The organism is Paludifilum halophilum (genome assembly GCF_002245355.1).
GTDB lineage: Bacteria > Bacillota > Bacilli > Thermoactinomycetales > DSM-45169 > Paludifilum > Paludifilum halophilum.
Genome location: NZ_NOWF01000008.1, coordinates 77,030 through 89,881, shown reverse-complemented (window position 1 = coordinate 89,881; position 12,852 = coordinate 77,030). Strand labels below are relative to the sequence as shown.

Annotated in this window: 14 protein-coding genes; 1 reads left to right on the top strand and 13 read right to left on the bottom strand. The window is 50.5% G+C overall.

The features are described 5' to 3' along the window. Nucleotides 1-110: 110 nt before the first annotated feature. From CHM34_RS13390 to CHM34_RS19365, 10 genes are all read right to left on the bottom strand, one after another. A complete protein-coding gene (locus CHM34_RS13390) occupies nucleotides 111-812 on the bottom strand; it encodes a class II aldolase/adducin family protein (protein WP_094265128.1) in 702 nt (233 codons plus the stop codon). Between the two features lie 184 nt (nucleotides 813-996). Beyond that, nucleotides 997-2,310, bottom strand: coding sequence for a tetratricopeptide repeat protein (locus CHM34_RS13385; protein WP_169713733.1), 1,314 nt, complete (start codon nucleotides 2,308-2,310; stop codon nucleotides 997-999). A gap of 204 nt (nucleotides 2,311-2,514) precedes the next feature. Further along, a complete protein-coding gene (locus CHM34_RS13380; protein WP_169713732.1) occupies nucleotides 2,515-3,249 on the bottom strand; it encodes an ABC transporter permease in 735 nt (244 codons plus the stop codon). A gap of 2 nt (nucleotides 3,250-3,251) precedes the next feature. Beyond that, nucleotides 3,252-3,980, bottom strand: coding sequence for an ABC transporter permease (locus CHM34_RS13375; protein WP_094265125.1), 729 nt, complete (start codon nucleotides 3,978-3,980; stop codon nucleotides 3,252-3,254). Continuing rightward, nucleotides 3,977-4,891 carry an ATP-binding cassette domain-containing protein gene (locus tag CHM34_RS13370; RefSeq protein WP_094265124.1) on the bottom strand — a complete coding sequence of 305 codons (915 nt, stop codon included), beginning with the start codon at nucleotides 4,889-4,891 and terminating at the stop codon, nucleotides 3,977-3,979. The genes CHM34_RS13375 and CHM34_RS13370 overlap by 4 nt, the downstream gene beginning before the upstream one ends. Before the next feature lie 70 nt (nucleotides 4,892-4,961). After that, the gene (locus tag CHM34_RS13365; RefSeq protein WP_094265123.1) at nucleotides 4,962-6,695 is read right to left on the bottom strand and encodes a sensor histidine kinase; all 1,734 of its coding nucleotides are present in this window, start codon (nucleotides 6,693-6,695) and stop codon (nucleotides 4,962-4,964) included. Then, nucleotides 6,692-7,414, bottom strand: coding sequence for a response regulator transcription factor (locus CHM34_RS13360; protein ID WP_094265122.1), 723 nt, complete (start codon nucleotides 7,412-7,414; stop codon nucleotides 6,692-6,694). Before CHM34_RS13360 ends, CHM34_RS13365 begins: the two co-directional genes overlap by 4 nt. A gap of 153 nt (nucleotides 7,415-7,567) precedes the next feature. After that, the gene (gene htpX / locus CHM34_RS13355; RefSeq protein ID WP_094265121.1) at nucleotides 7,568-8,443 is read right to left on the bottom strand and encodes a zinc metalloprotease HtpX; all 876 of its coding nucleotides are present in this window, start codon (nucleotides 8,441-8,443) and stop codon (nucleotides 7,568-7,570) included. 18 nt (nucleotides 8,444-8,461) lie between these two features. After that, complete coding sequence (locus CHM34_RS13350) at nucleotides 8,462-8,959, bottom strand: LemA family protein (RefSeq protein ID WP_240512032.1); 498 nt, start codon at nucleotides 8,957-8,959, stop codon at nucleotides 8,462-8,464. A gap of 104 nt (nucleotides 8,960-9,063) precedes the next feature. Beyond that, nucleotides 9,064-9,201, bottom strand: coding sequence for a hypothetical protein (locus tag CHM34_RS19365; protein ID WP_169713731.1), 138 nt, complete (start codon nucleotides 9,199-9,201; stop codon nucleotides 9,064-9,066). Nucleotides 9,202-9,464: 263 nt separating this feature from the next. On the opposite strand from CHM34_RS19365, the gene CHM34_RS13345 reads away from it, so the two are divergent. After that, nucleotides 9,465-10,184: an IS4 family transposase gene (locus tag CHM34_RS13345; protein WP_094265120.1), complete on the top strand. Its 720-nt coding sequence runs from the start codon at nucleotides 9,465-9,467 to the stop codon at nucleotides 10,182-10,184. A 146-nt stretch (nucleotides 10,185-10,330) separates the two neighbouring features. Here the strand turns inward: CHM34_RS13345 and CHM34_RS20215 are convergent, their stop codons facing one another. The 3 genes from CHM34_RS20215 to CHM34_RS13330 form a co-directional block, all read right to left on the bottom strand. Beyond that, nucleotides 10,331-10,861, bottom strand: a complete 531-nt coding sequence (locus CHM34_RS20215; protein ID WP_369126364.1) for an RHS repeat-associated core domain-containing protein — start codon at nucleotides 10,859-10,861, stop codon at nucleotides 10,331-10,333. Between the two features lie 763 nt (nucleotides 10,862-11,624). Then, on the bottom strand, nucleotides 11,625-12,260 hold the full coding sequence (locus tag CHM34_RS13335; RefSeq protein ID WP_094265118.1) for an RHS repeat-associated core domain-containing protein: 636 nt from the start codon (nucleotides 12,258-12,260) through the stop codon (nucleotides 11,625-11,627). Continuing rightward, complete coding sequence (locus CHM34_RS13330; protein ID WP_094265117.1) at nucleotides 12,181-12,663, bottom strand: RHS repeat domain-containing protein; 483 nt, start codon at nucleotides 12,661-12,663, stop codon at nucleotides 12,181-12,183. Before CHM34_RS13330 ends, CHM34_RS13335 begins: the two co-directional genes overlap by 80 nt. Between the last annotated feature and the right edge of the window lie 189 nt (nucleotides 12,664-12,852).

Sequence of the window (12,852 nt, the reverse complement as noted above, 5' to 3'; positions counted from 1 at the left end):
TTTCACCTCCTTGGAGAGATGGTCATTGTAAACGCTTCCAAAAAAGACATACGTATCTCGCCGCTGAATCCACAGTCGGCTCCGATCCTTCCTGCTCTCCCATGGTTCCTTTAGCGATCGCTTGCCGCCAACCGCAACATTCGGCCGCCGGGATGTCTCCCCTTTTGTCGGGAACCGGGACACCATTCCATCAACCGTTTCACCTCGTCCCGGGTCAATCCCCGCTCCTCTCCCAGACTCCGGGCGGTCGACCGAATCCGGGCCGCCATTTCCACCGACTCCATCTTATAGTAGGCGTCATACCCGTCGATCCCCAGAGTGACGGCGCCAAGGTTCTCCAACAGAACCGCATCATGCCGATCCAGATAAGGTCGCAACTTGCGTACCAGGTCGTCGGTGCCGGGAACGCCGAAGGGAACTGTGGGAATTCCCCCCAGGGAGGCGACCATCTCCGGCAGTACCGGATCCATCATGGAAATCCCGGCCACCGTAAAGGCGGTGGCAGTGGGCGGATGCGCATCAACCACCGCCCGGACGTCCTTCCGGTACCGGTAAATCTCCGCATGCATCCGGTATTCGGAGGGGGGCTCTCCATCCCCGTCCAAAACGCGCCCGTCCCGGTCGATCACCACGGCGTGATCCTCTGTCATATACCCTTTGCTCACCCCGCCGACGGTGATCAAAAACCGGTCCTGCGACAGCCAGATACTGATGTTTCCGTTATCGGAAGCCACAAACCCGTTTCGGTACAATCGCCTTCCGATCTCCAAAAGATCCTGAACCTGTGAAGCGTACTTCGGATCGACTGCCATAAACCACCATCCTCTCTTCCTCCATTTCCATTCACTATTCTCATTATTATAACAAATATCAACAAACCATTCGCAAAAAGATTAACACAGATCCTTATTACCGTGTCAACGGGGCCGGCGGATACAAAAAAAGACTCCGTTACAAGCCGAAAACGGAGTCTGACTCCATCTTACGGGATTTCTTTCAAGTGATTTGTGACATCAACCACCACTTGCTGCCTCCATCTCCCATGCACCTTTGAAATTCGTTCTCATCTACACCACTCCAACATTGGGCCAAAGCGTAGAGCGCTTGGTTCTCCTTCCGTTTATAACCGTGTTCCTGAGCCAGACCCAGCGCCCGTTCATAATACCGGATCGCCTCTTCCCGGTTCCCCTGCAGGCGGTAACAATCTCCCATCAACAGCAGGGTATGGGTCAAACGAGGTATATCCTGCGAAGACTCCCCGTATTGAATCGCTTGATCGATCACGGAAAACGCCTTTTCGAACTTTCCCTGGCGCATATACAAAATCCCCAAACGGTCATAGGTTCGGATCAACCGTTTCTTCTCTCCCGTCATTTTTTCTTTACAGCTCAAGGCAAGATCAAAGCTATCTTCCGCTTTCTCCCATTCTTCCTGGGCCATATAGGCACTGCCGAGAACGCTGAACAAGGAAAACATCAGATGATACCTGTGATTGCGCCGAGCGATTTGGACTCCGTCAACCGCATACCGAATCGCATCCTCATACATTCCGGTACGGCACAACAGTTCGGAACGAAGCCAATAAAAAGTGAGCACCGTTTCCGCATCATCGATTGCGTCCAGCGAATCCCATATCTCTTGAACCAGTTTCAATCCCTCGGCAACCCGATCCAAATGTTCCAGATAAACTCCTTTATTACGGTGCAACAAGGGCCAAAGATATCGGCGGCTCCCGTCAGGGGTAAAGGCGTCGATACCGCTTTCGGTGAGCTGGAGCGCTTTTTCCAGATCGTTTTGGTAATAGGAACAAAGACCCAATTCCAAGAAGCTGAAGGCTTCCACATTGGTGGAATCCGAAGATCCGTTGGGGTTGCAAAGCTGGATCGCTTTATAAAAGGAACGTTCGGCCCGTTTCCAGCTCTTTTTGCCGCTCAGGCACTTCCCTTTCCACAGGTGCCGGGCGGCAGCGTAAGGATGCTGGTCATCGAGATCCAGCTGATCCAGTTGGGTGAGGGCTTGATCCCATTGACCCATTTCCCACTGCGCTTCGATCATTAAAAATTGAAAATCAAGGTTCTGCAATTCTCTCTTTTCGCTCATGATCAGCTCCGGAAGCCGATCTGTCCCGATCCCCAGCTTTTTCAGCAAATAGTTCGTTTTATTGGGGTTGACGTGGGGAACCCCTCGTTCGATATTGCTGATCGTCGCAGGGGAGATGTTTTCATCAGCCACATCTTCCAGGCGCCAACCCCGTTCTTTTCTCACCCTTCGAATAATTCCGCCCATATTATGAATCTCTGGTTGATTCATATTTGACCACCTTTCGTGTTTTTTCATACGATTATTCTACAATATTAAAAAGAAAATGGAAATCATCTTTTCGATATTTTTCATTTTATATGGTTTATTATAAATCTATAAAATTTTTCTATCCCTATGGAAGATTCCTTACCCCTCAACAACAAAAGCTGCCGATGGGGGAAAGTCCATCGGCAGCCTTCCTTCGCAAATCCTTTACTCTGTCACTTCTCTGCGGAGAAAGTGTTGCCATCCTCCGACAGCCGCCAGCAGAAAACCGCTGATGATAACGAAGGTGAGAGTCTCGGTACGGATTTGAAACATCCCGTTTTCTGCGGGTATCATCGCTTGCACGGGTTGAGCCCAGGGATAGTAAGGGGCGAAAGTCTCCGAGTTCAAGGCGAAGATGGAAGGCAGGGTGAAGATGACATTAATCGCCAAGGGAACGCCGAAACTTCGCCATACAAAGGAAACCCAGAGTTGCAATGCGGCCAGCGGCAGAGCGGCCACCCAACCGGCGGAGACACTTTGCAGGAACATCCCCCAGGGGATATCCCCGTCCAATCCCTTCACCTGCCCCGCCGCCACAAAGAATAACAACAAAGCCAGCTGGCACAAAGCGATACAAAAAGCCACCATCAGCCCCTTCGCCAGATAAACATGGGTGCGGGAAACCGGTAACGCCAACAGGTGCTTCCACCCGCCGTTGACGTGTTCGTACCGGCAGACAAGAGCGGCGAAGACCCCGACGATGATCGGAAAGAAAAGCCAACCGTACTGTTGTACGGTCATCGCGAACATCGAGGTCCAATCATCCATCCCCGAATGTTGAAGGGTCACCGTGTTACCGGCAAGAACCCCCAGAGCCGGTCCGGCCATTGCGAGGACGCCGACCAACCACCACTGTGTTTTTTTCCACTCTGCGGAACAAATTCGCCAAAAAGCCTTCATCCCTATTTCACCTCCCGGCGTGTAAAATTCCAACCGCCCAATATGAGCAAAAGGATCCCCAAGACGATCCCGACCGGAACCCATTTCTCCGGTTCCTGGGCAGTCCTTCCCAGGTTTTCGGTATCGACGGGCAAGGCATTCGTCGGATAAGCCCAGGGAAGCCACTCCGCCAAGGCGGCTCCGATGGTGGCTCCTAACACGCCGACGGTGATCGGCAAGGCCTGGTTGCGTAGTGTGACGGACAACCACAGCTGGATCATTATGACCGGCAGGGCGGCCAGGAGAGGGTACAGCGTCCCCTGGAACAGTTCTAACCAGGGGATATCCGCTTCAAATCCGTTCCACACCCATAAAAATGCAAAACCGAGGCTGGTTAATACCGAGCATAAAAAGAGGAGAAAAACCAACTGAAGGCCTTTTCCCAGATAAAGTTGAAACCGGGACAGAGGGAGGGCCAAACTATATTTCCAAGCGTTTGTCTGATGTTCCAACCCTGCCAAAAGGGAAGCGAACAGGGTCACTCCCATCATGATCGCTGTCGGCAGAATCATCGAGGCCTCCAGAATCAGCCCTGTCCACTCGTCGGGATAAATCTTCAGGATATAGTCCGAACGGATCGCGTAGTCCACCATCAGACAGGCGATGATTCCCGCCGGCCCCAGCAAGGTAAGAGCGGCGATCCAGGTCCGTTTCACCTTCAGCCATTCCGCAGACCAAATACGGCGGATCATAAGCTGTTTTCCTTTCCGGTCAACTCCAGGAAGATCTCTTCCAGGGAGGGTTTCACTTCTTCCACCCGGTAGACGGAAAACCGGTCCATCACCAAGGTCTCCACCACCTGTGCCGTTTCCCTCCGGTTGAGCCCCTGCATCCACAGCCCGTCCCGGTCCAGCGTGACATCCCATCCCCTGTCCCGCAGGGCTTGGCAGGCTTCCCGGGCATCCCCCGCACCGATGCGAATCCGGGGGTTGCTCTGCCGGCGCAAAACCCGGATATCATCCTGGAAAATCATCTTTCCTTGATGAATGATCCCCACCTGAGTCGCCATCTGGTCGATCTCGTTCAACAGATGACTGGAAACCAAGATCGTGATGCCGTGCTGTTTGGGCATGTCCACAATCAGTTCCCGGATCTCCTGGATCCCGGCGGGATCCAATCCGTTGGTCGGCTCATCCAGGATTAGAAGCTCGGGATTACCGAGCAGGGCCATCGCAATCCCCAGTCGCTGTTTCATCCCCAGGGAATACTGTTTGACCTTTTTATCCGCCGCCGGAATCAACCGAACCATCTCCAACACCCGGTCGATCCGGCTTTTGGGAACATCCAGCAACCGCCGGGCCACCTCCATATTTTCCCGCCCGGACAGGTGGCCGTAATAGGAAGGGGACTCCACCAGCGAGCCCACCTTTTTCAGAATGTCGGTCCTTTTCCGCTTCAACGGCTGTCCGAAAATCTCCACTTCTCCGGAGGTCGACCGGATCAACCCCAGCAACATGCGGATCGTCGTTGTTTTACCGGCTCCGTTGGGTCCCAGAAATCCATAGACTTCCCCGCGTCGTACGGTGATGTTGATCCGGTCGACAACAGCCGCTGTCCCATAGCGACGGGTCAAATCCGTCGTCTGTACCATGGTTTCTTCCACGATCTTCACCTCCGGAGATCATGGTAGCGAATGCCGTTGAAGCCTGCTGAAACGGAAGCTGAACAAAACCTTAATTTTTCTCCGGAGGAGGCAGCTGAATTGTCACCCGGGTGCCCTTTTCCGGTTCACTATCGATCCAGATTCTTCCGCCGTGGGCCCGGATCAACTGCTGTGCAATGGCCATTCCGAGCCCGGATCCTTTTCCTTTCCGCTCCGTATCGGTTCCACGGTAATAGCGTTCAAACAGATGTTCCAGGGTCTCCTCATCCATCCCCTTTCCGTCATCGACGATACCGATGGTAACACCGGATCCCTTCTCCGAGGCCTCTCCTCGTTTCTCCACCCAAAGACGGATCACGGTCCCCGGCGGATTGTGAAGGGCGGCATTGGTGATCAGATTGTCCAGGGCTCGCTTAAACCAGTTTCGATCCAGGGGATAGAGAATCGAATCCGCCTCCGGCTCCTCAAAAATCACCTCTTTGTCGGCGGCAACCGGATCATTGGCCAGATCGATCGCCGACCGGCGCAGGAGTTCCGCAACATCGACGGTTTCCCGGCTCAGGGGCAGCGCTTCGTTTTTCAAACGGAAGGTCAGGCTCAAATCCTCCAGCAACCGCTCCATATCCGCTGATTTTTCCTGAACGATCCGGGCAAACTGCCTCACTTCCTCTTCCGTCCACTGGTATCGGGGAGCGGCCAACAAGTCGGCGTACCCTTTAACAGAAGAGAGGGGCGTCTTCAAATCGTGGGACACTCCGGTGATCCACTCCTCCCGGCTCTTTTCCAGACGGGCGCGTTCCCTCTCCGATCGTTGCAGGTTCCAGGTGAGGCGGTTCATCGCCTCCACGACATCCCGGTAAATCCGATAGGGGCGACGTAAGAGGGAGGTTCCTTCGATTCGGCTTCGGGGGACTCCTTTTCGATCCGTCGGCTCCCGGTAATCCCCCTTCGCCAGGTTTTGCAACCAGCTGAGCAGATGAAGGAGAGGCCCGCCCAAGCGGCGTCCGAACAGGAAAGCGATCAGCACAGCCACCAGCACCCAACCCAAAAAGTACCCGATACTCGCGTTTCTATAAAATTCCTGACGCAGTTGATGCTGTTTCGGAGAAGCTCCGTAAATCCAGGTCCAATCCCGTCCCTCGCGCCGGTCGTACCAGTATTCCAAATGCCAGTCCTCTTTGTATTGAAATTTATGGAAATATACCCATTCCCCGGGCACATAATGCTTCGACATCTGCGGGGGGCGCCGGAACTGGTAAATTTCCTTACCGGAAGCATCCAACACTTGTACCCAGCCGTCTTTTTCCTTGATTTCTTTCAATAAATGCTCCGGAATCCGGATGGAGGTCCCAGAGATCTCGGACTGGTCGGACAATCGCTCAGGCATCCGGCTGATTCCGAGTACCCAGGTCAATTCCCGGTCGCCGTCATACCAGGTGTAGATCTCTCCTTCCGACGCCTTGACTTGTGTCAACTGGCCCGGGGCATAACGGCGGGGAATGTGACCGGGGGCATTGAGGCGGTACTGTTCCCCTCCCTCACCGTCCAGGATCTGCAACCATCCTCCCATTCGGCGCACGCGACTTTCAGTCTTTCTTGCCACGGTTACACGGTCCCCGGCCATAGTCGTATCCCCGGCGATTTCCCGCAAGAAATCACCGTAATAAATGTTCTCCTGCTCCGACTGATCTTCATAGATTTCTCCAAACCCGATCATGGCACCGACAAATACGGCAGGCATCAATACGAGATAGATCCCCAGCCACAGCAGAAAACGAAGGGTGATGCGGGTTTTCATCGTCATGGCCGAATCTCTTCTCCATCCTTCACCAATTTATAACCCAACCCCCGCACCGTCTGCAGAAAGCGGGGATGGCCGGGATTCTCCTCGATTTTCTCCCGGAGGCGGCGTATATGGACCATCACCGTGTTATCGTCGCCGAAGCTTTCTTCCCCCCATACCTGCTCATAAAGCTGTCCCTTGCTGAAAATGCGGTTGGGATGACGGCAGAGAAAGGCGAGTAATTGAAACTCCCGAGCCGGGCAAGGAACCTTTTGGCCTTGGACCACCAATTGCCCCGAATCTTCATCCACCTGAAACCGGCCGTAATCGTACACCCGACACTCCGGTTCCCGTTTCCACCCGTTTCCCGCCATCCGCTGCCGCCGAAGTTGGGCCTTCACACGGGCCGCCACTTCCAACGGGTTGAACGGCTTTGTGATATAATCATCCCCTCCGATTCCCAGCCCCATCAGTTTATCCAGGTCATTGGAACGGGCCGTCAGAAAAAGGATCGGGGCCGGGGTCACCTCCCGCATTTGGCGGCAAACCTCAAACCCTTCCAAATCCGGCAACATCACATCCAAGAGGATGAGGTCGGGAGAGAATCTCCGGCATTTTTGCACGGCCTCCTCCCCGGTTTGCGCCGTTTCCAACTCTCGAAACCCTTCTTTTTCCAATACCGCTTTTAACAGATCGAGAATGGCGGATTCGTCATCCACTAACAGCAATCGGGCGTTCATGGAAGGTCCCCTCCTTTATTGATGAGCGATCATGAGATAGACGGATAAAAAAGGCCTTCATAAAAAATTCCCTCCTTAAAGGGATGGAACCATGTTCTCATCCATGGGTCCATTTTAAGGGGGGATCGGATGACTCAAGGAAATCGATGTGACTTACATTCCGCGCAGGCGGCGGATCCTCTCTTCGGCAGGAGGGTGAGTCGAAAAGAGACCGGCCATTTTCTTTTTAAGGGGGTCGGAAAAGTACAACATGGCGGAAGCTTGGGAAGCTTCCTTGACCGGTTCTTGAGTGGAAGATATTTTTTCTAAAGCAGAAGCCAGTGCATAGGGGTTTCTGCACAACTCGGCCCCACTGGCATCCGCCAAGTACTCCCGGTTCCGCGAGATCGCCAAACGGATCAAAGTGGCGAGCAAAGGAGAGACAAGCAGTAACACTACCGCCAACATATACACCACAGGGTGAACCCCTTTGTCGCGGCCCCGTCCTCCAAGTAAAATATTCGTTCCAAAATCACTCATAATGGCGATCACGGATACCAGTGCGAGGGCCACAGTAGAAAGGCGAATATCGTAATTCTTAATATGAGCCATTTCATGAGCCAAAACCGCCTCCACCTCTTCCCGGCCAAGACGATCCATGAGGCCAGTAGTCACTGCGACAGCACCTTTTTCGGGGCTTATTCCGGTGGCGAAGGCATTGGGGATGGAGTCATCCACGATAAAAATCCTCGGCATCGGAACCCGTGCCGCCAACGCCAACCCTTCCACCATATGCCAAAGAAAGGGCTGGTCTTCCGATCGTTCAACCTCCCGGGCGTGATTCATCGCCATGACCACACGAGTACTGGACATGACCATCAACAAGGTATACCCTACCGCCAAGACGACGGCCAAAATCCCTCCCCACAAGGGTTCGCCAAACTGAACATAAGTGGCTCCCGCTCCCGTCAACAAAACAAGAACGATAAAAGCCAGCACGATCGACACCGTTTTACGCTTATTGGATTCGATCTGCTTATGCAGGAGCATCTTTGACCCTTTTCACGGTTAAAAGGATACCTTTACGTTTTGCTGTTCTTCCGCGGGGATTTGCAACATCTCCCGACGCTTAAACCCGTGAATCGACGCGACAAAGTTCGTGGGAATCGATTCGACTTTGGTATTGTATTCCATCACCGTTTTATTGTAGCTTTGGCGGGAGTAGGCAATTTTGTTTTCGGTACCTGTCAACTCCTCCTGCAGCATCGTGAAGTTCTGGTTGGCCTTCAGATCCGGGTAGGATTCCGCCACAGCGAACAAGCTTTTCAAACCGCGGGACAACTGTTCATTGGCGGAGATTTCATCGTTACGGGTGTTGTCTTGGGAAAACATCCGATTGCGCGCTTCCATGACTTTTTCCAAGGTTTCGCGCTCATGTTTGGCATATCCTTTGACTGTTTCCACCAAATTGGGGATTAAATCATAACGACGTTTCAATTGCACATCGATTTGCGCCCAGGATTCCTCAACCCAGTTGCGATATTTCACAAGAGAGTTGTAGTTAATTACCTACAAAAGAATCAAAAAGACGACAACGATTCCCACAATCAAGAGGGTCATTCATATCCTCCTTACCATTGCAACGGAATTTTGACTTTCTCCCTTCCTCATTATAAGGGGAAAGCAGTCAGCGGGAACAGTTCCGTTGATAAACCATATTTTAGGCGGGGAAAGCCGTTCGGAAGCGCCATAACAGAGAAATGTTTAATGGGATGGATGTTCAATCGCTCCCGTAATTCATCCAGCATCATTTCCCTCCCGATGTGTTCCTAAGAATATTTGATTCCCCACCTATCCCGATTAATCTCGATTCAGAAAGTATTTTTTACAGCACACCCAATCGCAATGTTGGATTGTCTCCATAGAATCAGTTGACTTGACCACACTAATGGCTTTGTTTATTTAACAAAAAATCAATCATTAAAAACACCATCAAACTAATAACCAAAATGTCACTCCACATACCTCGGGCGTATCTTCGTGGAAAGAAAGCCGGAATTAAACTTCATGTTTGTTTCGATGCGCCCATCACACTTTATGTCGAGTGGAAGAATCAATCGCTCGGGTTCACGATACCCATCGAGCGGAAGCCTTGCGAATCCATGAAGGAATTTCAGTCTATGATCGTGGATATGTTCACTTTCAATGGATCGAGAGGTGGGAAGAACAAGGACACCGATTTGTGATCCGTTTGCGGAAAAATGCAATTCTTTGGGAAGATGAGACCTGGACATGCCCTATGCGATCTTCGCCAGTGGTTTATGATGGCCTAGCTTTCATCGGTTGTGAATCCAAGATGACAAAGAAACGTTATTGGGTGGTCACTTTCCTGAATGACGACCAAAAACCGATCCATGTCGTCACCAACCTCTGGACAGAGTCTGCAGAAACCATTGCGGAAATCTATCGAACCCGTTGGCAGGTCGAGGTGTTTTTTCGTTGGATCAAACAACAGCTTCAGGTGAAGCAGTTGATGGGGACCTGCAAAAATTCAGTTTATAACCAGCTGTATGGAGCCTTGATCGCTTATGTCCTTTTACGGTGGTTATATCAGCAAACTCAGCCTCACTGGAAATTTATCCGCCTCACTTTTACCGAGTTCGTCCGTAAGGTACGGTTGGAGCAACTGCCTAAAGAAGCTGCTTATTGGGTTAGTGATCTCATTTTTACACAACTACGGTCGTTTTCTTTTGGCTCATTTTGCCCAATCGACAGACCTGACTTTAACTAGTTTTATCTCTTCGTTTTCTTTAAATTTAGTCATCGTTCATACCCCAGATCTTATCCTAGTAATAATTTTTTAGATATAAATATAAACACGAGAAGGAAATAAAAAAGGAAATAATCCATAGTAAAGCATCATATTTATATTCTTTATTAGGGAGAGTAGGAGGATCGATAAAATCTTTTTATCCAATTTACAAAAGGATGAAAAACATACTTCGCGACCCATGTGAGAATTTTCCTACCAAAAAAGCCCAGCGGTACACCGGCGGTTATCACGTTCCAAATAAAGGTTTCTGCAAATGCACCTTTGCTCCAATACCTCCAATGACCATAGTTCCATGACATTTGCACTACAGTCCAAAATAGAGAAGTTAACAACACTGAAGCTATAAACCATATTGCGAAACCATCGGGGTCAATGTTCATAACCGGATTGTTATGCGCATACGTATACTTATTCTGACTTAATGGCTCTTCCTCGGTACCCTCAAACGAGTCCCTCGTCAAGAACCGCCCCGTCTCCGGGTTATAGTACCGGCTCTGCAGGTAATAGAACCCGGTCTCTTCATCATACCGGTACCCCGCGTAGCGGTACGGGTTCTCGATGTCCCCCGTCTCCTCGATCACGTTCCCGAAGGCGTCGTATTCGTATGCGGCGACTTCCTGACCGCTCTCATCGATGAGGGCGGGGATCGCGTGGCCGAATTCTCCTTCTGTCTAAAACGGAAGAGGAAAACCATGTACGGACCAGACCAGTAACTTACATAAAATTTTAAATTTTACCGGAAATGATACTGAATCACACCTACATCTAATTCTTGCTACATACAGCCGTTGTTTTTTATTTTCTTATACAAATAATACAAATCAAGAGGTAATGTAGCTACTAAAATAACAATAAAAAATTGATATAGTAATACACTATTGATTAGCCATGAAAAAATAAATGCAACTACCAAAATACTGTTTAAAACAAGAAGAAGATTCCTCATAAGTGCCTCCTTCTAATTTCCTTACTTAGTCAGTCTTCACTTTTATTTATAAACAGAGGCATACGCTTTGGGCGTATACCTCTAATGTAATAATTAAACAGGAATATGGGTTATTCAGTAAGTATTCGTATTTTACCAAACGCCCTCTGCCATCTTCTCAGCGAAATCCTACAGGAGTAACATACTCCTTTGAAAGCTGAACGAATCTGCCCCTGCTGATCGGAAGAAACGGCACCTTTTACCAGGATGATAACTGAAACATGGCAGAACACGATCTACCGACCGAAAATAAGATTAACCAACACGCCTATTTAATTAAAAACCAACCTTCCATCGGTACCACCACCGCCATTTCCATATACTTAACCTGTGCCAAACTACTGCTTTGACACACCTAAACCAACTCCTACCGAATTTATACCATCTGTAAGTCCATCTGGAAATTACATATGCTACAATCCAATAACAGGCCTAGCTGCAGTGATGGTTCTATAAATTACATACCCCCACGCGGCATATTCCATCCATGGAACATATCTTTTACCAACACGCCAAATCCATTTTACCCACCTGGGCCAATATCCATCGGGATCCACACCCATCACCGGATTGTTTTCCACATACGTATACTTGTTCTGACTCAACGGCTCCTTTTCAAACCCTTCAAACGAATCCCGCGTCAAGAACCGCCCCGTCTCCGGATTGTAATACCGGCTCTGGAGGTAATAGAACCCGGTCTCCTCATCATACCGGTACCCCGCATAGCGGTAGGGGTTCTCGATGTCGCCGGTCTCCTCGATGACATTGCCGAAGGCGTCGTACTTGTACGTCGCCACTTCCTGGCCGGTTTCATCCGTCAATGCGACGACGTCTCCATGCCCGTTCAGCTGGTAATAGTAGGTCTTCCCGCCCCGGGTCATGCTGACGGGTTCATTGTCGGGGCCGTAGGTGTAACGAGCTACGACATCTCCGTTCTCGTCCGTCTCATAGGTGACATTTTTGTCCTGGTCATAGTGGAAACGGATCGTCTTCCCGTGCGGTGGTGCCGTCTCCGTTTTTGCGGGCGGCGACGCGGTCCGCTTCGTCATAGGTGTAATGGGCTCGATCCTCTCCGTCTTCCTGGATGCGGGTCAGCTGGCTGAGCCGGTTGTAGAGGAATGCCTGGCTGAAGGAATCGCTCCCGGCGGTGATTTCTTGCTTCGTGACTTGATCGTTGCCGTCATAGGAGAATAGCGTCTCGTTGCTGTTTGGCTCGCTCATCTTCTCCAGCCGGTTGTTGTCGTCGTAGGAGAAGGCGGTGGTCTCCCCGTTGGCCTCGTCGGTTTCTTCGGTGACGTTGCCGTTGGGATCGTAGTCGAAGCTGTACCGTTTCTCCCCGTTGTGGTTCACCGCTGTCTGCCGGTCAGCAGTGTCGTACTCATAGCCGACCGTGTCGCCGTTGGCTGGCGGATTTCGGTAATGAAGAACTATGATTAAAAGACCTGATTTCATGCTCCAAATACTCTCATAAGAAAATAAAACAAAACAATAGAAGATAATATAACATAACAAATATATACTTTCTTTATTATAGGAATGCGTTTCAATTTATCGTGATAGTTATTTTTTCGTTTATCCCACATATCTAATATATACTTAAGGGTCAAAAAAACAATGAACGATAAAATATAAAATGGATCA